This is a genomic window from Streptomyces sp. S07_1.15, from assembly GCF_020739505.1.
Lineage (GTDB): Bacteria > Actinomycetota > Actinomycetes > Streptomycetales > Streptomycetaceae > Streptomyces > Streptomyces xinghaiensis.
The window spans coordinates 1,259,401-1,282,168 of sequence record NZ_JAJBZK010000001.1 but is presented as its reverse complement, the minus strand read 5'-3'; the positions used below and the strand labels follow the sequence as shown (position 1 = coordinate 1,282,168).

General features: G+C 74.9%; 14 protein-coding genes. 8 read left to right on the top strand and 6 right to left on the bottom strand.

Annotation, left to right across the window (positions count from 1 at the left end):
* The 5 genes from LIX60_RS05455 to LIX60_RS05435 all read right to left on the bottom strand — a co-directional run bounded on the left by LIX60_RS05455 (nucleotide 1) and on the right by LIX60_RS05435 (nucleotide 8,943).
* Nucleotides 1–1,719, bottom strand: coding sequence for a SagB family peptide dehydrogenase (locus LIX60_RS05455; protein ID WP_227957445.1), 1,719 nt, complete (start codon nucleotides 1,717–1,719; stop codon nucleotides 1–3).
* 150 nt (nucleotides 1,720–1,869) lie between these two features.
* The gene (locus LIX60_RS05450) at nucleotides 1,870–3,834 is read right to left on the bottom strand and encodes a TOMM precursor leader peptide-binding protein (protein WP_374117962.1); all 1,965 of its coding nucleotides are present in this window, start codon (nucleotides 3,832–3,834) and stop codon (nucleotides 1,870–1,872) included.
* A gap of 526 nt (nucleotides 3,835–4,360) precedes the next feature.
* Complete coding sequence (locus tag LIX60_RS05445) at nucleotides 4,361–6,757, bottom strand: TOMM precursor leader peptide-binding protein (RefSeq protein ID WP_227957444.1); 2,397 nt, start codon at nucleotides 6,755–6,757, stop codon at nucleotides 4,361–4,363.
* A gap of 3 nt (nucleotides 6,758–6,760) precedes the next feature.
* Nucleotides 6,761–8,680, bottom strand: a complete 1,920-nt coding sequence (locus LIX60_RS05440) for a BTAD domain-containing putative transcriptional regulator (RefSeq protein ID WP_227957443.1) — start codon at nucleotides 8,678–8,680, stop codon at nucleotides 6,761–6,763.
* Nucleotides 8,681–8,688: 8 nt separating this feature from the next.
* Nucleotides 8,689–8,943 (bottom strand): hypothetical protein, encoded by a 255-nt coding sequence (locus LIX60_RS05435; protein ID WP_227957442.1) that lies wholly within the window; start codon nucleotides 8,941–8,943, stop codon nucleotides 8,689–8,691.
* A gap of 527 nt (nucleotides 8,944–9,470) precedes the next feature.
* Here LIX60_RS05435 and LIX60_RS05430 point away from each other — a divergent pair.
* From LIX60_RS05430 to LIX60_RS05405, 6 genes are all read left to right on the top strand, one after another.
* Nucleotides 9,471–10,655, top strand: a complete 1,185-nt coding sequence (locus LIX60_RS05430; protein WP_095756650.1) for an ROK family transcriptional regulator — start codon at nucleotides 9,471–9,473, stop codon at nucleotides 10,653–10,655.
* 431 nt (nucleotides 10,656–11,086) lie between these two features.
* A complete protein-coding gene (locus tag LIX60_RS05425; protein WP_227962635.1) occupies nucleotides 11,087–12,589 on the top strand; it encodes a sugar ABC transporter ATP-binding protein in 1,503 nt (500 codons plus the stop codon).
* Entirely contained in the window at nucleotides 12,586–13,695 is a 1,110-nt protein-coding gene (locus LIX60_RS05420; RefSeq protein ID WP_227957441.1) for an ABC transporter permease, read from the top strand. Before LIX60_RS05425 ends, LIX60_RS05420 begins: the two co-directional genes overlap by 4 nt.
* 219 nt (nucleotides 13,696–13,914) lie before the next feature.
* On the top strand, nucleotides 13,915–14,958 hold the full coding sequence (locus tag LIX60_RS05415) for a substrate-binding domain-containing protein (protein ID WP_019710906.1): 1,044 nt from the start codon (nucleotides 13,915–13,917) through the stop codon (nucleotides 14,956–14,958).
* Nucleotides 14,959–15,025: 67 nt separating this feature from the next.
* Nucleotides 15,026–16,279 (top strand): Gfo/Idh/MocA family protein, encoded by a 1,254-nt coding sequence (locus LIX60_RS05410; RefSeq protein WP_374117801.1) that lies wholly within the window; start codon nucleotides 15,026–15,028, stop codon nucleotides 16,277–16,279.
* 11 nt (nucleotides 16,280–16,290) lie between these two features.
* Nucleotides 16,291–17,298, top strand: a complete 1,008-nt coding sequence (locus LIX60_RS05405; protein ID WP_227957440.1) for a sugar phosphate isomerase/epimerase — start codon at nucleotides 16,291–16,293, stop codon at nucleotides 17,296–17,298.
* Nucleotides 17,299–17,578: 280 nt separating this feature from the next.
* Here the strand turns inward: LIX60_RS05405 and LIX60_RS05400 are convergent, their stop codons facing one another.
* A complete protein-coding gene (locus LIX60_RS05400; RefSeq protein WP_227957439.1) occupies nucleotides 17,579–17,920 on the bottom strand; it encodes a helix-turn-helix domain-containing protein in 342 nt (113 codons plus the stop codon).
* Nucleotides 17,921–18,262: 342 nt separating this feature from the next.
* Between LIX60_RS05400 and LIX60_RS05395 the strand changes: the two genes are divergently transcribed.
* Nucleotides 18,263–20,740 carry a PQQ-dependent sugar dehydrogenase gene (locus LIX60_RS05395; protein WP_227957438.1) on the top strand — a complete coding sequence of 826 codons (2,478 nt, stop codon included), beginning with the start codon at nucleotides 18,263–18,265 and terminating at the stop codon, nucleotides 20,738–20,740.
* Nucleotides 20,741–21,238: 498 nt separating this feature from the next.
* Nucleotides 21,239–22,537 carry a ThuA domain-containing protein gene (locus LIX60_RS05390; protein ID WP_227962633.1) on the top strand — a complete coding sequence of 433 codons (1,299 nt, stop codon included), beginning with the start codon at nucleotides 21,239–21,241 and terminating at the stop codon, nucleotides 22,535–22,537.
* The last annotated feature ends 231 nt before the right edge of the window (nucleotides 22,538–22,768 follow it).

Here is a 22,768-nt window from a genome sequence, read left to right as displayed (position 1 = left end):
TCAGGCGATCTCGTACCGGAAGTCGGCCGGGGCGGGCCGTTCATGACCGATCATCATGATCAGCAGCGGGGACTCGCCCGTCTCCGCCAGGCCGAGTTCCTCGATGTACGAGATGTTGTCGAAGCCCAGCGCGACCCCGCAGCCGAGGCCGAGCGCGGCGCAGGCGGTGTAGAGCGTCTGCGCGACCGCCCCGACGGCGGCGTTGACCAGGCGGTAGCCGCGGTCGCCGACCGCGTCGAGCACGGCCGCGGTGCGGACCGCGGGCACCAGGACCGCGCCGGACTGCTCCAGGTTGTAGTTCGCCAGGAAGTAGTTCTTCTGCAGGAACTCCCCGGGCCGGCCGGGCTTGACCAGCCGCAGCGCCCGCCCGGCCGGATCGTACTCGTACGCCCCCGGCTCCAGGCCGTCCACATGGTTGACGAAGGCGTAGAGCTTGGTGAGCGGGGTCTTTCCGGTGCCGGTGTCCCCGCCGAGCACGGAACCGGCGGAGGCGGCGGCCAGACAGGCGGCGAACTGGTCCGCCGCCACCGGCCGCTGCGCGTCGAAGCGGCCGAAGCTGCTGCGCCGCGCGCGGAGCGCCGCGCGCACGTCGGCGGCGAGCGGCCGTGGTGGGGGCAGCGGGCGGACGGGCCGGTCCGGGTCCGGGGGCGGCGCGGCGGCCGGGGCGAGCGCACCCGGCGCGGGCCGGTCGGCGGCGTGTTCGGCGGTGGCGGCCTGCATCCGCAGCAGGGCGTCGAAGGTCAGCACGGTGCGGGACCGCTCGACGTCCCGCCGGCGCACGGAGATTGGGCCGGCCGTGGCCGGGGCCCGGCCGGCCGCCGGACCGGGCGCGGCGCCCTCCCACCGCAGCGGGACGACGGCGAAGATGCCCTCCTCCTCGGTGCGCACCCCGAGCAGCCGGGCCAGCCGCTCCTCGTCGAACCAGAACGCGGGCTCGACGGCGAGTCCGCGCGCCCCGGCCCACAGCCGCCAGGTCTGTACGGCGGCGCCCAGGTCCATGGACACGGCGTGGAAGGAGAAGCTGTTGTACTTGAAGGCGTTCTGCCAGTACTTGACGCCGAGGACGAGGTACTGGTCGGTGGCCGGTCCGGGCGCGCCGCCGCCCAGCGCGGCCCGCACCTCGCCCGAGACGTCGCCGGTGAGCAGCCGCTGCATGGCGTGGTGGCGGGTGGAGTAGTAGTGCACCCCGGGCGGCACCGGGCCGCTCCGCCCGGAGACCCAGTAGACGCTGACCGGGTAGAGGCCGCCGCCGGAGGCCGAGCCGCGCGACCAGTTGGCGAGCGGGTAGTACGGCAGCGCGCCGAGGTCCGTGTTGGCCTGGACGCCGAGGCGGCGGCCGGTCAGCCCGTAGGAGTCGCGCAGCATGCCCGACAGGGCGGCGAGGTCGAACGGCCGCCCGGCGCCCGCCTCCCCGGCCTCGCCGGCCTCCCCGGCCTCGCCGGCCTCGCCGTCCTGGCCGGTCCCGCCGTTCGGGCTGTCCGGGCCGTCCGCCTCGTCCCGCTCCGCGAGCGCCGGCAGCGCCCCGCCGAGAGCGGCGAGGCCCCGGTCCAGGCCGGCCGCCGCCGGATAGCCGGAAGCGGGCAGCGGCAGGCTGTCCGCACCCGGGTAGAACTTGGCCTTGCGCGGGCCGTCGGCCCAGTCGGGGACGAAGTCGGCGGGATCCATCGGGACCCGCCCGCGGTGCATGATCGCGGTGGCGTACTCCTGGGCGTATCCCACGGTGTGCCCTGCCTTTCCTGCTGCCTCTGAAGCTGTCGGGCCCGGCCGGCCCGCCGGGCCGTGCGCGGGCGTGGCCGGTCGTCTGCCGGTCGTGGTGCGCCGTGGTGCGTCGTGGTAGCGGTCGTGGTCGGTCGTGGCCGGCGGTGGCGGTCAGGGGAACGGGTGCGGCGCCGGGTTGACGTCGTCGGGTACGAGATCGCGCTCGCGCAGCCCCGCCTCCCGCAGGGCGGTGCGCAGCCGGGGCATCCCCAGGGCCCGCTGCCGGGTCCAGCCGAAGTCGATCGGCAGCAGCCCCGGCACGAGGACGGAGACCGTCGTCAGTCCCAGGCCCCGCTGCTCGGGCATGGTCTGGTCGACCACGATCACGTCGAAGCCCGCGCCCGTCACCGCGTCCACGCAGGTCCGCAGATCGTCCAGGAGATCGCCGGAGACCGGGGGCACCTCCCGCCGCAGATCCGCCAGCGAACGCATCGGCGGGCGGGGCGCGCCCGGTTCGCCGAGGAGGAAGTGGGCGTGGTCGCCCATCTCCGGGACGCCGTAGGCCAGCGGATGGTCGTGCAGCGCCTCGACCTTCGCGAAGTCGTGTGCCATGGCGCTCAGCCGCTCCCAGTCGCGCTCGGTGCGCCCCTGGAGGTTGACCGCGTCGGTGGCGATCTCGCAGAGGGCGCCGGCCAGTGCCGCCTCCGGGTCGAGACCGGCGCCCGCGCCGAAGCACATCCGGCCGATCCCGCCGTCGGGGCGGACGGCGACCCCGGTCACCACGGGGACGGGGAAGCTGATCCGGGTGTCGAAGAAGCGGGCCTCGTAGCCGTACATCTCCAGCCGGTCCACCATCTGCCGGGTGGCGGCGCGGGCGCTGGTGCGCGGGTCGATCTCCGGGAGGGCGGCCCGCCCGTACCAGGTGAGCAGGAAGGCGTCGCGCTCGACGACCTCCATCAGCCCGCAGTAGACCGCCTCCTCCAGACAGCCGCCGGACGCGCAGCCGTTGGAGCTCTCCTGCACGAAGCGGTTCTCCAGGCCCGGCGCGTGGTAGTACGTCAGCACCTCGGGGACGAGGACGGGCTCGCCCTCGCGCAGCGAGTACCCCCACACCCAGGGGATCTCCCGGCCGGGGGAGAAGGGCGTGACCCGCGGATTGGCGCGGTGGAACTCCTCGGAGTACAGGCCGCAGGTGCGCGGGTCCAGCGCGCGGACACCGCGCGCCCGCAGCCCGTCCAGGGAGTCCCTCAGCTGCGCCGGCTTGGCGCGCGACCGCATCCCGGCGTACCGCTCCAGCCCCTCCAGGACGCCGATCCGCACACTCTGCGCGTAGCTGTCGGCATGGCCGCCCCAGAACGTCTCGCGGAGGTACTCCCCGGAGCGCATCGAGAAGCAGCCGATGGTCGCGGAGGTGGAGGGAGACGCGATGTCGTGCACCACGGCCGGGCCCAGCGACCCGCACACCGGGTTGGTGTACGGCTCGGCCGGCAGCTCGTAGTCGCCGATGTCGCGGACGCGGAAGGAACCGGGCCGGTGCTTGGGCGCGGGGCGGAAGGTGAGCACGGCCGCCTCGGGGGTGTCCTCCTCGGCGCGGCCGCAGCGCGGGCACTCCGGGTCCGGTACCAGCGGGTGGTGCCGGACGGCCAGCGTGCGCAGATCGACCAGATGGACGGCCGGGAACGCGCCGCCGCGCGGCCCCGCCCCGCCGAGCCGCGCGGCCACCAGCGCGGCCAGCGCGTCCGCCGTGAACGGGGTGAGATACGGCCACGCCCCGGCGGCCCGGGTACCGGAGCCCAGCTCCAGCGCCTCGCGCAGCGCGACGGAGCGCACGGCCTGCCACCGGCGGTCGAGGCAGCGGGCGCAGGGGCCCGCCGGCCCGGGCGCGTGCGGGGAGTCGCCGGCCCCCGGGGGGAGGGGGCCGACGACGGCGAGATGCCCGTAGAACCGTACGGGGACGGGCCCGGCGGGGGCGTTCGCCCCACCGGGTATGGCCGGCACGGGAGTTGACGCCGGGCCGGGTACGCGGGGCGCGGCCTCCGGGGCGGCCGGTGCGGCTGTGCCGGCCGTACCGGCCGCGTCGCCCGTACTGCCGGTGCCCGTGCCGGTGCCGCCGGTGCCCGGGATACCGGTCGGCACGGCGGGGGTGCCCGGCGCGGAAGGGGCGGCCGGTGCGGTGGCCCCGGCGGGGCCGTGTGCGGCAGCGGCCTTCACCGTTGCCCCCGAACCGCCGTGCGTATGTGGCTGGTTGGCGGAGCCGGAGGGACGGGCCGGGCCGGGCTCCCCGGACGGCCGGGGCTCCGGTGCGGTGAAGGCGTCGGTGACGCCCAGCGCGGCGACATCCAGCGGGGCCGGGGTTCCGTGCGCAGCGAGGCCGCGGTGCAGCAGCGCGGCCAGCTCGCGGCGGGACCGCTCCCAGGGCGCTCCGGGTCCGGTGGCCGCCGCGCCGGGGGAGGTACCCGGGGGCCGCGCCCCCGGGGCCGGCGCTTCGGCCCCGGGGGCGGCGGGGGAAGCTCCGCCCGCGCCCTCCGGGGCAGCGGCCGGTGCGACCGGCCCGGCCGGTGCGGCGGTTGCGGGGGTTGTCCGGCCGGTGGTCCCGGCCGCGGCGGCCCCGGCCACGGTGGTGGTCCGGTCGGTGGTCCGGTCGGTGGTCCCGGTGGGGGTCTCAGTGGCCATCGGCGCCGCCGTCCGAGCCGGAACGGGCAGCGGTGGAGGTGCCGGTCCGGGCGCCGGTGCCGGTCGCGGAGTCCGCGCCGGAGCCGCCGGCCGCGCCGGTGGTGAGCAGGACCCGGGCGGTGCGGATGCCGCCCGCGGGCAGGTCGGGCGGCGTGGTGTCGACGTACAGGACGTCCCGTCCGGCCGCGCGGAGCCGGTCCAGCACCGTCTCGAACGTCGTGGCCTCCGCGTCCGGTGCCACCGTCCCGGTCCCGGCGTCCGCCGCGCCGCCGCCCGTCACCGCGATGGCCGCGGGGGCCAGGTCGGTGAGCAGCGGGTCGCCCTGGTCGACGGTCCTCTCCGGCTCCTCGGCGGCGAGTTGGGCCTGCCCCAGCAGGTCCCGCAGCGCCGCGCAGGCCGCCGCGGAGCGCGACAGGCCGGCGGCGGCCGCCCAGCGGCCCCCCGGCTCCCGCGCCAGCACCACGCGTGCCGAGGAGCGGGCGTCCTCCCCGAGATCGAGCAGCTCCACCGGCAGATCCAGGTTGCCCGCCGATTTCCGCAGGAAGACCAGCTCCGGATCGCCCACGGCGTCCCCGAGCGGGGTCACCTCCGTCGTGCCGCGCACCGCCCGCAGCAGCGCGTCGTGCGCCAGCGCCGACAGCAGTCCGCGCCCGGCGGCTTCCCCGGATCCGCCGCCCGCCCCGGCTCCCGCGCTGCTCGCCTGGTGCAGCCGGTCCCGGTTGTACGGGCCGAAGGGCCGCACCGCCGCCGCCGGCACCCGGACCGGTTCCCGGGTGAGCAGCGACACGGCGGTCACCCACGCGGTGACCTCGGCCGCCTCCCGGCCGGTGCCGCCGCCCGTCGTCAGCGCGTCGGGGGCCAGGGCCGGCAGCGGCGCGGCCCCGGAGCCGGCTCCGGCGGGGACGGCGGCTCCGGCGGGGGCGGCGGCTCCGGCGGGGGCGGGCACGGCGGGGGCGGGCACGGCGGGGACCACGTGCTCGACGTAGGCCTCGGCCGCCGCGTACAGGGCCCGCAGGCGCGCACCCGCGAGATGGTGCACGTCGAACGCGGCGATCTCGCGCCGCACGCCGTGGCCGAGCGGAACCTCCACCCGGCTGATCTTCAGCGGGGTCTGGGTCAGCTCCTCGTCGTCGTACCGGCGGAAGACCCCGGTGTACGGGCGGACGAGCGCGTCGCTGATCCGGTTGAGCTCCTCGACCAGGTCCTCCGCCTCCCGGGCGGTCTCCACGGTCGGGGTGACGGGGAGCACCAGCCGGTCCGGCACCTCGGGCGGCTCCGCCGCGCCGGACGCCGCACCAGACGCTGCGGCGCAGCGGCGGCAGCGCGGATGGGGGTGCACGGGCTCGGCCATGACGTCCAGCGACTCCAGGTCCTGGACCAGCACCTGGCCGGCGGTCTCGGCGGGCAGCGCCCCGGTGCGCAGCCGGAAGATCTCGTAGCCCAGCAGATTGCCGGACATGGCGGCGACGGGGCCGGCGAGCGGTCCGCCGGCGCCGGGTGCCGGCGCGGCGGAACCGCCCGCCAGGCCGCTCCAGATCTCCGCCGCGGCAGCGGCGTCCGTGGTGCCGCCGAGCCGCAGCAGGGCGCAGTGCAGGCAGCCGGTGGACGTGGCGGTGGACAGCGGACCGGTGACGGCGCGGCCGCCGAAGGTCCAGGCGGGGATCAGGGTGCGGCCCTCGGGTACGCCCTCGCACAGCAGCCGGTGGGCGCGGGCCTCGGCCCCGGGGCCGGTGACGACCACGACGTCGTAGCCGTCGAGCGCGGCCCAGCCCGTGGTCTCGCCGGGGTCTAGGCGGTCGGCCCGCACCGGGCAGCCGTCGGAGGCGGACTCGGCCGCCTCCGCGTCCACCTCGGGAAAGGCGGCGGTGGTCGCGATGTGGCCGCAGCCGTTGCGGACCAGGCTCAGTGCGCACCAGCGGGCCGTCTCGTCCTCGCCCAGCACGGCGACGCGGGTGTCCCGGAAGCGGGCGAAGCGGCGGGGCGCGCCGTCGGTGTAGTGGTCGACGTAGGCGATCTGGGCGGCGAACCGGCGGGAGACGTCGCCGGGTTCCGGGCCGTCCGTGTCGGCGTCGGGTACGTCGCGGGCGAAGCCGCGCTCGTACAGCGTCTTGACCAGCTCGCCGGCCATGGCGCGCTGGGCCGGTCCGAAGCCCTCGCAGATCTCGCCGAGCCGGTTGCGCCCGGCCAGGTGCGGCACCATCAGCGCGGCGAAGCGGTAGGCGGCGCGGCCGGTGAGGTGGAACCCGCCGTCGGCGTTGTGGAAGAGCACCCCGCCCGGGGTCTCGGTGAAGAGCACGTCCCGCCGTACCCGCGGCCGAGTGCCGGCGAGCGCCTCGAAGGTGCCGTTCGCGGTGGTGGGCGCGGTGCCGGTCACGTCTGCTGTCATCGGTCACACCTTCTCTGTGGGGCGGGTTCGGGTCGCGGCTTCGCGCGCGAAGAGATGGAGCAGCGGATGCATCCGGTACGGGCCGGGCGGCCCCTCCTCCAGGAGCCCGGCGTCGGCCAGCCGTTCCAGGACGGCCTCCGCCTCGGCGCCGGTCATGCCGAGCGCCGGGGCGCCGTCCCCGGCCCGGAAGGTCCCACCGGGCAGTGACCCGAGCCGCAGGAAGGCCTCGGCGAGCCGGGGGTCGAGCCGTCCGAGGGCGCCACCGAACACCTCCGGAACGGACATACCGGGGGAATCGGCCAGGGAGAGCCGGCCGATCGGGTCGCCGGCCAGCCAGCCGGCGGCGTCGGCCAGCCGCAGCCCGGGGCGGGTCAGCAGACGGGCCGTCATGATCCGCAGCGCGAGCGGATGGTGACCGCAGACGTCCGCCAGCCGACGGGCCGCCTCCGGCTCGGCCTCCACCCGCTCGGCGCCCAGCACCGCGCACAGCAGCCGGTACGACTCGTCCTCGCCGAAGACGGAGAGCCGGTGCACCCGCCCGCCGTGCGTCGCCACGAGGCCCGCGAGTCCCATCCGGCTGGTGACGACGGCCGCGCCGCCCGCCCCGGCCGGCAGCAGCGGGCGCACCTGGGCGGCGTCCGCCACGTCGTCGAGGATCAGCAGGGTCCGCTCGCGGTCCCCGCGCTCCCGGAGACCGGCCGTCAACGCGGCCGCGGCATCGGCCGGTTCGCGCGGCGCGCCGTCCGGGCCCGTCATCGGCACCAGCAGCGGCCCGCCCGGGAAGGCGGCCCGTACGAGCTGCGCGACGTGCCGGGCCAGCGCCGACTTGCCGATGCCGGGGGCGCCGCACAGCAGGATCAGCGGGGGTTCGCCGCCGTGCTCCGCGTAACGGGCCAGGCTCTCCGCCATGGTTCCGACCTCGGCCGCCCGGCCCGTGAACGACGGCACGGCGGGGGTGCCGGGCGGCTCCGAGGCCGCGGCGGCCGGGGCCGGCCGCCGGTCCGCGGGCCGCGCGGGGAGCGCGGCCGGTGGGGGAGGCGCGGCGGCCAGGGCGGCCGCCGGCGCGGTGGTGTCAAGTCCCTTTGTCCTCCCCGGGGTTCCGCCTCCCGCGGGCTCCCGGTCGACGCGGATCACCGGCCCGGACCGCGGGTGCCCCCGGCCGGCCCCGTCCGCCGCCGGGGCCAGCTCCTCACCGCGCAGGATGGCCAGCTCCAGCCGGCGGAGCGTCGGGGACGGGTCCACGCCCAGCTCCTCCCGCAGGTACTCCTTGACGCGCCGGTACTCGGCCAGCGCCTCCGCCTGCCGCCCCGTGCGGTACAGGGCCTCCATCAGCTGCTCGTGGAACCGCTCGTGCCCGGGGTGCGCACGGGTCACCGCCCACAGCTCGGCCAGCGCCTCCCCGCACCGCCCGAGGGCCAGTTCGAGGTCGCAGACCCGCTCCACGGCGCGCAGCCGCTCCTCCGCCAGCCGCGGCACCTCGTCCCGGTGCAGCGTGTCGGACCGCACGTTGGCCAGCAGCGGGCCCTGCCACAGCGACAACCCCTCCTTCAGGGTGGAGAGCTCGGCTTCCGGGGCGTGCGCGGAGGCGGCGGCATGGCGCACGGCGTCCCGGAAACCGAGCAGATCGAGGGTCTTCGGCCCGGCGGTGATCCGGTAGCCGCCGGGGACCGCCTCGATGGGCGTCTCGGTGACCCCGTGCCGGGGCAGCAGCCGCCGCAGCCGCAGCACGCAGGTCTGCAGCGCGGCCTTCGCGGTGGCGGGCCGCGCCTCACCCCAGACGGCCCGCTGGAGGTGCTCGGCGGACACCACGGAGTTGGCGTGCAGCAGCAGCACGGCCAGGAGAATCGTCGGCTTGGAGGGAGGGAGGACGACGGCGTCGGCCCCGTCGGTGACACTCAGCGGCCCGAGCAGCTGAAACCGCACCGGGCCGCCTAGTCCCAGCCGTTGACCAGCTTGCACACCTGCGGTGGTTCCACGGGGACGGGCACCGCGGCGGCGAGCCGGTCCCACTGGGCGCAGACGGTGCCCACCACGGCGGACGGCAGCCCGCCGAGGCCGGGGGCGCCGGCGTCCGGGGCCGCCGGACCGCTCCGGACGGCCGGGATGGGGTTCCGGGGGGAACTCTGGGGGGAAGCGGCGGCGGCCACTCCGGCCGGAAGCGAGAGCACCAGGGCCAGCCCGATCACGGCGGTGGTCCTCCGCCGGCGGACGGGCATCGTTCTCTCACGGCAATTCCTGTACATGGCTTCCCCCTGGGACGAGCTGTGCCCTGCTGATCTCTGCTGATCTCTGCGGTGGACAAGACGATCCCAGCCGTTCGGGGGCTCGAACAGATGGATGGGTGTCAGCTTGCTGCACGAGGGCTGCAGCTTCGTGACAGTCATGTCCCGGGGCGGAGGGGCACTGCGGTGTCCGGCACGGATGCCGTTACCGGTGGGGCCGGACGGGGGCCCGCCGGACGGCCTTCCCGGAGCGGCTGTCCGCTGTCCGCTTCGTCCGCGTCTCCGGCCGATCCTTTGTCCACGGTCAGGAGAAAGTTACCGATGATTCCTGCCAAACTTCTTCCCAGTCCCAACGACCGCTGCTAACTTCCCCGTTAAAGCCCGGCGAGCCGGAGACGGACCGCCGGGCGAGGCCGATGACCGGCGAAGACAGTGTCTTCCAGTGTCTTCCCATGCCGTGGGCGGGGGGAGGTTGGGGTGGCGTGAGGCGCATGACAGCACGACCCGCGAACGCGCACCAGGCGCGGCTGCTCCGGCTGCTGCGCGACGACGGCCCCCACTCCCGCGCGCAGCTCGGCGACCGGGTGGATCTGTCCCGGTCCAAGCTCGCCGTCGAGGTCGACCGGCTGCTGGAGACCGGGCTGATCGTCGCCGACGGGCTGGCCGCCTCGCGCGGCGGGCGCCGCTCGCACAACATCCGGCTCGCGCCCGCGCTCCGCTTCCTCGGGGTGGACATCGGCGCCACCTCGGTCGATGTGGCCGTCACCAACGCCGAACTGGAGATCCTCGGCCACCTCAACCAGCCGCTGGACGTGCGCGACGGACCGGTGGCCGTCTTCGAGCAGGTCCTCGCCATGACCGGCAAGCTGCGGGCCACCGGCGTCGCGCCGGACGGCTTCGACGGCGCGGGCGTCGGCGTCCCCGGACCGGTCCGCTTCCCCGAGGGCGTCCCCGTCGCACCGCCGATCATGCCGGGCTGGGACGGCTTCCCCGTCCGCGAGGTGCTGAGCCAGGAGCTCGGCTGCCCCGTCATGGTCGACAACGACGTGAACCTGATGGCCATGGGGGAGCAGCACGCCGGGGTCGCCAACTCCGTCCAGGACTTCCTCTGCGTCAAGATCGGCACCGGCATCGGCTGCGGCATCGTCGCCGGGGGAGAGGTCCACCGGGGGACGACCGGCAGCGCGGGCGACATCGGCCACATCCGGGTCGAACCCGACGGCCGTCCCTGCGCCTGCGGCAACCGGGGCTGTCTGGAGGCGTACTTCAGCGGCTCCGCGCTCGCCCGGGACGCCGAGGCCGTCGCCCGCGACGGCAGTTCCGCCGAACTCGCCGCCCGGCTGGAGACGGCGGGCCGGCTAACCGGCGCCGATGTCGCCGCCGCGGCGGCCGCGGGTGACGGGGCCGCCCTCGACCTGATCCGTGAGGGCGGCGAGCGCACCGGCCAGGTCATCGCCGGGCTCGTCAGCTTCTTCAACCCGGGCCTGGTGGTGATCGGCGGCGGGGTGACCGGCCTCGGCCACACCCTGCTCGCCGCCATCCGCACCCAGGTCTACCGCCAGTCCCTGCCCCTGGCGACCGGGAACCTCCCGATCGTCCTGGGCGAACTCGGCGCCGTCGCCGGTGTGATCGGCGCGGCCCGCCTGATCAGCGACCACTTGTTCTCACCCGCCTGACCCCTGCCGCCCCGGGCCGGGCGACCGGCCCGGGGGACGCCTCAGTACCGCCGCACCTCAGTACCGCCGCACCTCAGTACCGCCGCACCTCAGTACCGCCGCACCTCGTACCGCCGAACCGCGCCGCCGTACCACCGAGCCGCACCGCTGAACGAGCCGCACCACCGCACCGCAGCCGCCCGCACCGCGGCTCCGCCGCGAACTCCGCACGCCCGTACCGCAGCCGCGCCCTGCCCGCCCGCCGGCGCACCCGCCGAGGAGGCCCTGCCATGGCACCCGTGCCCGATCACCCGCCGCCGTCACCGGACCCGTCGCCGGACCCGCTGCCGGACCCCTCGCCGTCACCCGCCCCGTCCGCGACATCGTCCGCGAAACCGTCCGCGGCACCGGCGGCCGGCCGGTCCGCGCCGGACGGCGGCCCGCTGCTCACCATGACCGGCATCACCAAGTCCTTCCCGGGCGTACGGGCCCTCGACGGGGTCGATCTCGACGTCCTGCCGGGCGAGGTGCACTGCCTCCTCGGCCAGAACGGGGCCGGGAAGTCCACCCTCATCAAGGTGCTCTCCGGAGCCCACCGCCCCGACGCGGGGGAGATCCGCTGGCGCGGCGAACACGTCCACCTCACCTCGCCCACCGCCGCCATGAACCTCGGCATCGCCACCATCTACCAGGAACTCGACCTGGTCGACGGCCTGTCGGTCACCGAGAACGTCCATCTCGGCCATGAGCCGGCCACCGCCGGCTTCGTCCGCTCCCGCGCCGCCCGCTCCGCCACCGCCGCCCTGCTGGCCCGGCTCGGCCACCCCGAGATCGACCCGGACACCCTGGTGCGCGATCTCTCCGCGGCCGGCCGGCAGATCGTCTCCATGGCCCGCGCCCTCTCGCACGATGTGCGGCTGATCGTCATGGACGAGCCCTCGGCCGTCCTCGACCCGGACGAGGTGGACAACCTCTTCCGCATCGTCGGCGATCTCACCGCCGCCGGGGTCGCCGTCGTCTACATCTCCCACCGGCTGGAGGAGATCCGCCGCATCGGCGACCGGGTCACCGTCCTCAAGGACGGCCGTGCCGCCGCCCGCGGCCTGCCGGCGCGCACCACCCCCACCCGGGAGGTTGTGGCGCTGATGACCGGACGCGACGTCGAGTACGTGTTCCCGGAGCGGCCCGCGCCGCCGGAGCCCGCCGGGCCCGCCGTCCCGGCCCCCGTCCTGAAGGTCGAAGGGCTCGCGCGGACGGGCGAGTTCGAGCCGGTGGACCTGGAGCTGCGCCCCGGCGAGATCGCCGGCCTGGCCGGACTGGTCGGCTCCGGGCGCTCCGAGATCCTGGAGACGGTCTTCGGCGCGCGGAAGCCCGATGCCGGCCGGGTACTGGTCGACGGCCGCCCGCTTCCGCCGGGCAGCGTCCGCGCCGCCGTACGAGCCGGGATCGGCCTGGCCCCGGAGGAGCGCAAGGCGCAGGGGCTGCTGATGCTGGAGTCCGTCGTCCGCAACGTCTCGGTCTCCTCCCTCGCCCGCTTCTCGCGCGGCGGCTGGCTCGACCGGGCCCGTGAGCGGGCCGCCGCGCACCGCTCCACCCGCGAGCTGTCGCTGCGCCCGGACGACCCGTCCGTCCCCGTCCGCACCCTCTCCGGCGGCAACCAGCAGAAGGTGGTTCTCGCCCGCTGGCTGCTGCGCGGCTGCAAGGTGCTGCTGCTGGACGAGCCGACCCGGGGCGTGGACGTCGGCGCGCGGGCCGAGCTGTACGCCCTGATCCGGCGGCTCGCCGACGACGGCGTGGCCGTCCTCCTGGTCTCCAGCGAGGTGCCCGAAGTGCTGGGCCTCGCCGACCGGGTGCTCGTCCTCCGGGAGGGCCGCGTCGTGCACACGGCGCCCGCCCGGGAGCTGGACGAGCACCGTGTCCTCGACCTCGTCATGGAAGGGAGCCCGTCGCGATGACCACGGGTGCCACCCCCGGGCCCGCCGTGCCCCCGCCGTCCCCGGCGCCGTCCACCGCCTCCCCGGCGGGTCACGGCCCGGGAACGCAGGGGCCGCCGCCCGGCAAGGAGCCGTCCGCGCCGCGCGGAGCGCGCGGGGGGCCCGGGCGCCGGGCCGTCCCGGCCGCCTTCGCCGATCTGCGCAACCTCTCCCTGCTGGGGGTGCTGGCGGCGCTGGTGGTCGTCGGCGCGATCACCCGGCCCGAGCAGTTCCTCTCCGGGGACAACCTCCAGCTCGTCCTCACCCAGGCGTCGGTGATCGGGGTCGTGACCGTCGGCGTCACCCTCGTCATCATCGGCGGCGGCATCGACCTGTCCGTCGGGGCGATCGTCGCGCTCGCCTCGGTGTGGGCGACGACCCTCGCCACCCAGGAGTACGGGCTGGGCGGCATGCTGCTCTGCGCGGTCCTGGTGGGCCTGGGCTGCGGGCTGGTCAACGGGGCGCTCATCGCCTACGGCGGCATGGTGCCGTTCATCGCCACCCTGGCGATGCTCGCCTCCGCCCGCGGGCTGGCGCTCCAGATCAGCGACGGCAGGACGCAGGTCGTCACCGTCGACCCGGTGCTCGAACTCGGCCTGCCCGACGCCTATGTGCTGGGCATACCGCCGCTCGTGCTGGTGTTCGCCGCCGTCACCGTCGTCGGCTGGCTGGTGCTCAACCGCACCACCTTCGGCCGCCGCACCGTGGCCGTCGGCGGCAACGCGGAGGCCGCCCGCCTGGCCGGCATCGACGTGCGGCGGCAGCGGCTGATGCTCTATCTGCTCTCCGGGCTGTGCTGCGGCATCGCCGCGTTCCTGCTGATCGTCCTCACCGGATCCGGCCAGAACACCAACGGCAACCTCTACGAACTCGACGCCATCGCCGCCGCGATCATCGGCGGCACCCTGCTCAGCGGCGGCCGGGGCACCATCACCGGCTCGGTGCTCGGCGTCCTCGTCTTCACCACGATCACCAATCTGTTCGCGCTCAACAACCTGCAGAGCGACGTCCAGCAGATCGCGAAGGGCGCGATCATCGTCGCCGCCGTCCTGGTCCAGCACCGCACGGCGCGCAGCGGGAGCTCTTAGCGGAGCTCGCAGAGGCGCGCACACTCGCACGCACACCCGCGCGCAAGCCGCAGCCAGCCGCCCCCCTCGGCCGTCCGCACGGCCGCCCCGCGCACCGCCGAGCCACCGCACCGCCGCACCCCCGATCCACCGATCCACCGCACCCCCCGCCCCACCGCACCGCCCATCCGCGCACCACCGGCCGCGTCCGGCGTCCGCTCACAGTGGAGGTTCCCCGTCATGACACCACCGGTCCCCAGCCGCAGAGGTCTCCTCTTCGGCACCGCCGCCGTCTCCGCCGGCGCGTTCCTCACCGGCTGCACCAGCAACGAGAGCAATGAGAAGGGCGGCGCGCAGGATCCCGCCGGCGGTACCGACGACAAGCCCGGCAAGGCCGTCACCATCGGCTTCGCCGGCCCGCAGGCCGACCACGGCTGGCTCAACGCCATCAACGAGCAGGCGACGTCCCGCGCCAAGACGTACGAGGACGTGACGCTGGAGACCACCGAGGGCTCCAACGACACCGCCCAGCAGATCGGCCAGATCGAGACCCTGATCAACAAGAAGGTCGACGTGCTGGTGATCCTGCCGGCCGACGGCAAGGCCCTCACCCAGGTCGGGCTGAAGGCGATGCGGGCCGGCATCCCCGTCGTCAACCTCGACCGGATCTTCGACTCCCAGCAGGCGTACCGCTGCTGGATCGGCGGCGACAACTACGGCATGGGCCTCAACGCCGGCCGCTACATCGGCGAGCAGCTCAAGGACAAGCGCAACGCCAAGGTCGTCGAACTCGCCGGCCTGGACAACCTGGAGCTCACCCGGCAGCGCACCAAGGGCTTCGACGACGCCCTCAAGAACTACCCGAACATCAAGAAGGTGGCCCGGCAGGCCGCCGAGTTCACCGTTGAGTCCGGACAGGCCAAGATGGCGCAGCTGCTCCAGGCCCAGTCCTCCTTCGACGCGCTCTGGAACCACGACGACGACCAGGGCGTCGGCGCCGAACGCGCCATCAAGCAGGCCGGACGCGACGAGTTCCTGATGGTCGGCGGCGCCGGTGCGAAGCACGCCATGGACGCCATCAAGGCGGACAACACCGTCCTCAAGGCCACCGTCCTCTACCCGCCGACCATGGCCGCCTCCGCGATCGACCTCGCGCGCGCCCTCGGCCAGGGCAAGGGCGTCGGCGGGCTCGCCGAACAGGAGATCCCCGCCTCGCTCACCCTCTACTCGGCCGTCGTCACCAAGGAGAACGTCGACGAGTACCTGCCGACCGGCTTCAGCTGACGCCCCGCCCCGCACGCCCGGGGAGAGCGCCCCGCCAGCAGCGAGATGACGACGAGGAGAGGCACCGATGGACGAGACCGGCACCGGCACGGACACGCACACCGGCCCCCACACACCGGACACCCCACCGGCCACCCTCGGGGTGGGCATGGTCGGCTACGCCTTCATGGGCGCCGCCCACTCCCAGGGGTGGCGCACCGCGGGCCGGGTCTTCGACCTCCCGCTGACGCCGGTGATGGCCGCCGTCTGCGGGCGCGACCCGGCCGCCGTGCGGGCGGCGGCCCGCCGGCACGGCTGGGCCGCCGCCGAGACGGACTGGCGTGCGCTGATCGCCCGCGACGACGTCCAGCTCGTCGACATCTGCACCCCGGGCGACAGCCACGCGGAGATCGCCATCGCGGCCCTGGAGGCCGGCAAGCACGTGCTGTGCGAGAAGCCGCTCGCCAACACGGTCGCCGAGGCCGAGGCCATGGTGGAGGCGGCCGACCGGGCCCGGGAGCGCGGCCAACTCGCCATGGTCGGCTTCAACTACCGCCGGGTGCCCGCCCTGGCGCTCGCCCGGCGGCTGGTCGCGTCGGGCCGGCTGGGCACCCTGCGCCACGTCCGCGTCACCTACCTCCAGGACTGGATCACCGACCCGGAGTTCCCCCTCGTCTGGCGGCTGCGGAAGGAGCGCGCGGGTTCCGGCGCGCTCGGTGACCTCGGCGCGCACATCGTCGACCTCGCGCAGCATCTGACGGGCGAACACCTGGCCGGGGTCTCCGCGCTCACCGAGACCTTCGTGAAGGAGCGGCCGCTGCCGGGCGCCGCGCACGGCCTGTCCGCGGCGGCGGACGGCGCGGGGCGCGGCCCGGTCACCGTGGACGACGCGGCCCTCTTCACCGGCAGGCTGGCCTCCGGGGCGCTGGCCTCCTTCGAGGTCACCCGGGTCGCCGCCGGGCGCAAGAACGCCCTGCGCATCGAACTCAACGGCACCCTCGGCTCACTCTTCTTCGACCTCGAACGCCTCAACGAGCTGTGCTTCCACGACCACACGGAGGAGGCCGCGGTCTCCGGCTTCCGCCGCATCCTCGTCACCGAACCCGAACACCCGTATCTGGAGGCGTGGTGGCCGCCCGGCCACGGCCTCGGCTACGAGCACACCTTCGTCCACCAGGCCCGCGACCTGGTGCACGCCATCGCCGCGGGCACCGGCCCCCGGCCGTCGTTCGCCGACGGGCTGCAGGTGCAGCGGGTCCTCGCCGCCGTCGAGGAGAGCGCCGAGCACGACAGCCGCTACACACCCGTCGAGCCCGCACCCGTCCTCCCCGCCCTCGCCTGAGGAGGCCCCCGATGACCCGACCGTTCACCCTCTTCACCGGCCAGTGGGCCGACCTGCCCCTGGAGGAGGTCTGCCGGCACGCCCGCGACTTCGGCTACGACGGCCTCGAACTGGCCTGCTGGGGCGACCACTTCGAGGTCGACCGGGCGCTGGCCGAGCCGGACTACCTCGCCAGCCGCCACGCCCTGCTGGAGAAGTACGGCCTCACCTGCCACGCGATCTCCAACCACCTCGTCGGCCAGGCCGTCTGCGACGCCATCATCGACGAGCGCCACCGGGCCATCCTCCCCGGCCGCATCTGGGGCGACGGCGAACCGGAGGGCGTACGGCGGCGCGCCGCCGCCGAGATGGCCGACACCGCCCGGGCCGCCGCCGCCTTCGGCGTCCGCACCGTCATCGGCTTCACCGGCTCCGCCATCTGGCACCTTGTGGCGATGTTCCCGCCCGCCCCGCCGCAGATGATCGAACGCGGCTACGAGGACTTCGCGGAACGCTGGAACCCCGTCCTCGACGTCTACGACGCGGAGGGCGTCCGCTTCGCCCACGAGGTCCACCCCGGCGAGATCGCCTACGACTACTGGACCACCCACCGCGCCCTGGAGGCCGTGGACCACCGCCCCGCCTTCGGCCTCAACTTCGACCCCAGCCACTTCGTCTGGCAGGACCTCGACCCGGTCGGCTTCCTCTGGGACTTCCGCGACCGGATCTACCACGTCGACTGCAAGGAGGCCCGCAAGCGCCTCGACGGCCGCAACGGCCGCCTCGGCTCCCACCTCCCCTGGGGCGACCCCCGCCGCGGCTGGGACTTCGTCTCCGCCGGCCACGGCGACGTGCCCTGGGAGGACGTCTTCCGGATGCTCCGCTCCATCGGCTACGACGGCCCGGTATCGGTCGAATGGGAGGACGCCGGCATGGACCGCCTCACCGGCGCCCCCGAGGCCCTGCGCCACCTCAAGGCGTACGACTTCGACCCGCCGTCCGCGAGCTTCGACGCGGCCTTCGGCGGCGGGGACGACTGAACGGCACGGCGCCCCGGCAGCCCGGCACCACGACAGCCCGCCCGCCGGGCCCGGTCGCTCCCGAGCGGCGCCGACCGGGCCCGGCCCGCACCGCGCCCTCGGCGCGGGCCCCGGTCCACGGCGGCACCGCCGCCGGCAGGGCGCGGCCCGTCCGGCGACCACCCCCACGGCCGCCGGGCGGGCTGTCGCCCTCGGCTCCGCTGCACTCCAGGTCCGAGGACAGCACGACCGGAAGGGGAGCGAGGCCGACGGATGACGCAGAGGAAGGTGCCCGGCCGGCTCAGGCCGCGTCGGTGCGGTGCCCGGTGAAGCTCACTTGGGTGTCGTCGTTGTCGAGGGCGATGTTGAGGGTCGCGTCCAGGGCCTTGGCGAGCTTGGCGAGGAGCGGCAGCGTGGGGACGGTGTCGGAGCCTTCGATCCGGGAGATCTTCGCCTGGGTGAGGCCCGCGCGGGCGGCCAGTTCGGTCTGGGTGAGCCCGAGTTCGGTGCGCCGGTCGTACACGGCCTGTGCGAGGGCCATGGACAGCCGGATCTCGCGACGGGCCTCGGCCACGTCCTCCGGCTCGGTGAAGCCCTCGGCAAGCTTGCGCTCACGCAGGGCCTTCCAGCGGCTGTGGCTCATTGCTCCACCTCTCCTTCCTCGATGACGCGGACGAACTCCTCGTGGGCCGGCTCATGTTCCGCCTCGCGAACATTCTGATGGTGCGCCGGGCCCCGTCCGCCCCTCCTCGCCCTTTGTCCAGCGTCAGGAAGAAGCCGTGACCGATGTGTGTCAAAGGGGTTTCCGAAAAGGACGAACAAAGCTACGGTCCTTGAGATGTACTGGTCACGGTGATCCCGGTGGTACGACGTACCCGCCGGGCCGGTACCCCGCCCTACCGTCCCGCACCTGCCCCGCTATCCGCACCCCCCACGGCGCGACGGCGCGCGCCTGTCACACACCGTCATCCTCCGGAGGACATCCGTGCACAGGAAACGGCTCAGACTCCGCAAGTCCCTCGCGCTGCTGACGAGTTCACTGCTCGCCGGAGCCACCCTCGCCCTCACCGCCCCGCCCTCGGGCGCCGCCCCCGCTCCCGCCTCCGGCGAACGCGCCGGGCAGGCGGCCCCCGCGGCGGAGGACTTCCAGCAGGTCACCCTCGCCAAGGGCGTGGCCGAGACCGGCGAGCCCATGACCCTCGCCGTGCTGCCCGACCGCTCGGTCCTGCACACCTCGCGCGACGGCACCTTACGCATCACCGACGCCGCCGGGAACACCGAGGTCTCCGGGAAGCTCCCCGTCTACTCGCACGACGAGGAAGGTCTCCAAGGCGTCGCGGTCGACCCGGACTTCAGCGACAACCGCGCGGTCTACCTCTACTACGCGCCCAAGCTCGACACCCCCGGCGGCGACGCCCCGGACAACGGCAGTGCGGAGGACTTCGCCCCGTACCAGGGCGTCAACCGGCTCTCCCGCTTCGTCCTGAACGAGGACGGCACGCTGGACACCGCCAGCGAGAAGAAGGTCCTCGACGTCCCCGCCACCCGCGGCATCTGCTGCCACGTCGGCGGCGACATCGACTTCGACGCCGAGGGGAACCTCTACCTCTCCACCGGCGACGACTCCAACCCCTTCGCCTCCGACGGCTACGCGCCCCTCGACGACCGCGCGGACCGCAACCCGGCCTACGACGCCCGCCGCACCTCCGGCAACACCAACGATCTGCGGGGCAAGATCCTGCGGATCAAGGTCGCGGACGACGGTTCGTACACGATCCCGGACGGCAACCTCTTCGCCCCGGGCACCGAGAAGACCCGCCCCGAGATCTACGCGATGGGCTTCCGCAACCCCTTCCGGATGAGCGTCGACCGGCCCACCGGCATCGTCTACGTCGGTGACTACGGCCCCGACGCGGGCGCCGCCGACCCGGACCGCGGCCCGGCCGGCATGGTCGAGTTCACCCGCGTCACCGCCCCCGGCAACTTCGGCTGGCCGTACTGCGTCGGCGACAACGAGCCCTACCGGGACTACGACTTCGCCACCGGCACCCCCGGCGAGACCTTCGACTGCTCCGGACCCCGCAACACCTCCCGGCACAACACGGGCCTCACCGAGCTGCCCGCCGCCCAGCCGGCCTGGATCCCGTACGACGGCGGCTCCCTGCCCGAGTTCGGCACCGGCTCCGAGTCCCCGATGGGCGGACCCGTCTACCGCTACGACGCGGACCTCGACTCGCCGGTCAAGTTCCCGGAGGCCTACGACGGGGACTTCTTCGCCGGGGAGTTCGGCCGCCAGTGGATCAAGCGCATCGAACACGGCGCGGACGGGACGGTCGAGTCCATCAACGACGTCCCCTGGTCCGGCACCCAGATCATGGACATGGCCTTCGGCCCGGACGGGGCCCTGTACGTCCTCGACTACGGCCTCTCCTGGTTCGGCGGCGACGAGAACTCCGCCCTCTACCGCATCGAGAACGCCACCGGCGGCAACTCGCCGGTCGCCGAGGCCGCGGCCGACCGCACCTCCGGCCAGGCCCCGCTGAAGGTGACGTTCTCCGCCGAGGGCACCAAAGACGCCGACGGCGACGAGCTGACCTACCACTGGGACTTCGGCGACGGCGGCACCTCGGAGTACGCCGACCCCACCCACACCTACCGCGAGAACGGCACCTACACCGCCACCGTCACGGCGACCGACCCCTCGGGGCGCTCGGGCTCCGCGAGCGTCCACCTCACCGTCGGCAACACCGCCCCGACCGTCACCCTCGAACTCCCGGGCGACGGCCAGCTGTTCACCTTCGGCGACGAGATCCCGTTCAAGGTGACGGTGACCGACCCGGAGGACGGCGAGATCGACTGCTCGAAGGTCGAGGTCACGCACATCCTCGGCCACGACAGCCACGGCCACCCCGTCACCTCGGCCAAGGGCTGCTCCGGCACCCTGAAGACCTCGGCGGACGGCGAGCACGACCCCAACGCCAACATCTTCGGGGTCTTCGACGCCGCGTACACGGACAACGGCGGGGGCGGCCAGCCCGCGCTCACCGGTAACGACCGCAACGTGGTCCAGCCGAAGAACCGCCAGGCCGAGCACTACGGCGACACGCAGGGCGCCGAGACCACCGAGCGCGAGGGAGCCCACGGCGGCCGGGTGGCCGGTTCCCTGGACGACGGTGACTGGATCGCCTTTGAGCCGTATCTGCTCGCGGACGCCACCGGTCTCACCGCGCGGGTCGCCTCCGGCGGCGCGGGCGGCACGCTGGAGATCCGCAGCGGTTCACCCGCCGGCACCCTCCTCGGCTCGGCGGAGGTCCCGGCGACCGGCGGCTGGGAGAGCTACGAGGACGTCACCGCCGGACTGACGGGGGCGCCCGGGGAGACCACGACGCTCTATCTGGTCGCCAAGGGCTCCGGTGACGGATCACTGTTCGAGGTGGACGACTTCACCTTCAGCACCGGCTGAACGGGCCGGGGCCGGGGCCGGGACCCGGGCCCCACCGGTTCCTGACCGGCCGGGACGGCGATGAGCCGGCCCGGCCGGGGCCCGCACCGAACGGCGGGGCGGCCCGTGAGGCCCGCCCGCCACGCCAGGAGCACCCCGCACCCCCGGCACCCCGCAGCACGCAGCACCGCACCGCCGCACCACGCAGGACGCACCGCCCGACCCGGCCCGCCGCCCTCCGGCGGCGGGCCGCCGACCGCACCACCGGCCGACCCCGCGCCCCGGGCGGACGGCCCGGCCACCGCCCCGGGACCACCCCGGGCCGGGGCCGGCCCCCGCCCTCGCCGCCCGGAGGAAGGAGCACCCCCCATGCGCACCCCCCGCACCCGGCGCCCGTCCCCGCTCACCCCTGCCCGCCGTCAGGCGGCCACCCACCGGACCGCCCTGCCACCGGCCCTCCGCAACACCCCCGGCCGCTGGGCCGCGCTGCTGCTCTCCGCCGTGCTTATGCTCGGCGCCATGGCTCTTCCCGGCAGCGCGGCGCCGCAGCGTGCCGCCGACGACGACAGCACGCGGATCCTGGTCTTCTCCAAGACGGCCGGCTTCCGCCACGACTCCATCCCCGACGGCATCGCCGCCGTCCAGGACCTCGGCGCGCAGAACGGCTTCCTCGTCGACGCCACCGAGGACGCCGCCGCCTTCACCCGCGAGAACCTCGGCCGCTACGACGCCGTCGTCTTCCTCTCCACCACCGGGGACGTCCTCGACGCGGAGCAGCAGCGGGCGTTCGAGGGCTACATCGGCAGCGGCGGCGGCTACGCCGGCGTCCACGCGGCCGCCGACACCGAGTACGACTGGCCCTTCTACGGCGGTCTGGCCGGCGCCTACTTCGAGAGCCATCCGGAGATCCAGCCCGCCACCGTCCTCGTCGAGGACCGGGCCCACGCCGCCACCGCGCACCTCGGGCCCACCTGGGACCGCACCGACGAGTGGTACAACTACCGCACCAACCCCCGCGACACCGCCCGGGTGCTGGCAAGCCTGGACGAGTCCTCCTACCGCGGCGGCACCATGGACGGGGACCACCCCATCGCCTGGTGCCAGGAGTACGAGGGCGGCCGCGCCTTCTACACCGGCCTCGGCCACACCAGGGAGTCCTACGCCGAACCGGCCTTCCTCGCCCACCTCCTCGGCGGCATCCGCTACGCCGCCGGCGACGCGGCGGCCGACTGCCGGCCCGAGACCGGCTACACCCCGCTCTTCGACGGCGCCGGCGCCGGCCTCGACGCCTGGCGCCAGGCCGGCCCGGGCTCCTTCACCCCCGACGAGACCGACGGCTCCACCCTCACCTCCTCCGGCGGCATGGGCCTCCTCTGGTACGGGGAGCGGGAGTTCGCCGCGTACTCGCTCAAGCTCGACTGGCGCATGTCCGGCGACGACAACTCCGGTGTCTTCGTCGGCTTCCCGGCCTCCGACGACCCCTGGACGGCCGTGGAGCAGGGTTACGAGATCCAGATTGACGCCAGCGACGCACCCGACCGGACCACGGGCGCCGTCTACGGAGTCCAGTCCGCCGACATCGAGGCCCGGGACGGGGCGCTCAACCCGCCGGGGGAGTGGAACACCTTCGAGATCCGGGTCGAGGGCGAACGGCTGCGGGTATGGCTGAACGGCGTGCTCGTCAACGACTTCACCAACACCGACCCGGCGCGCAGTCTCCGCGAGGGCCACATCGGCCTCCAGAACCACGGCGACGGCGACGAGGTGTCGTTCCGGAACATCCGGATCAGCGAACTCCCGGACGGAGGTGGGCAGTAATCCCACGGTGGCCCGGGACGGCCGGGCCACCGCTCCGCCCCGGCCCGGCGCACCCGCCGGGTCCGGGCCCCGGACCGGGACCTGGACCCGGACCCGGACCGGGACCGGGATCAGGACCGGGGCCCGGCCAAGGGGCCATGGGGCCGGGGAGCCAAGGGAGTGATCCCGAGCCACCCCGTCCGCTGGTAACAGCCCGTTCCACCGGGCCGGTTCACCGGTCCACCCTTGAGG

Coding starts and splice junctions, on each gene's coding strand:
- LIX60_RS05420 (WP_227957441.1), top strand. CDS start 12,586: ATGACCACGGGTGCCACCCCCGGGCCCGCCGTGCCCCCGCCGTCCCCG.
- LIX60_RS05390 (WP_227962633.1), top strand. CDS start 21,239: ATGGCTCTTCCCGGCAGCGCGGCGCCGCAGCGTGCCGCCGACGACGAC.
- LIX60_RS05405 (WP_227957440.1), top strand. CDS start 16,291: ATGACCCGACCGTTCACCCTCTTCACCGGCCAGTGGGCCGACCTGCCC.
- LIX60_RS05410 (WP_374117801.1), top strand. CDS start 15,026: ATGGACGAGACCGGCACCGGCACGGACACGCACACCGGCCCCCACACA.
- LIX60_RS05425 (WP_227962635.1), top strand. CDS start 11,087: ATGACCGGCATCACCAAGTCCTTCCCGGGCGTACGGGCCCTCGACGGG.
- LIX60_RS05430 (WP_095756650.1), top strand. CDS start 9,471: ATGACAGCACGACCCGCGAACGCGCACCAGGCGCGGCTGCTCCGGCTG.
- LIX60_RS05415 (WP_019710906.1), top strand. CDS start 13,915: ATGACACCACCGGTCCCCAGCCGCAGAGGTCTCCTCTTCGGCACCGCC.
- LIX60_RS05400 (WP_227957439.1), bottom strand. CDS start 17,920: ATGAGCCACAGCCGCTGGAAGGCCCTGCGTGAGCGCAAGCTTGCCGAG.
- LIX60_RS05445 (WP_227957444.1), bottom strand. CDS start 6,757: ATGACAGCAGACGTGACCGGCACCGCGCCCACCACCGCGAACGGCACC.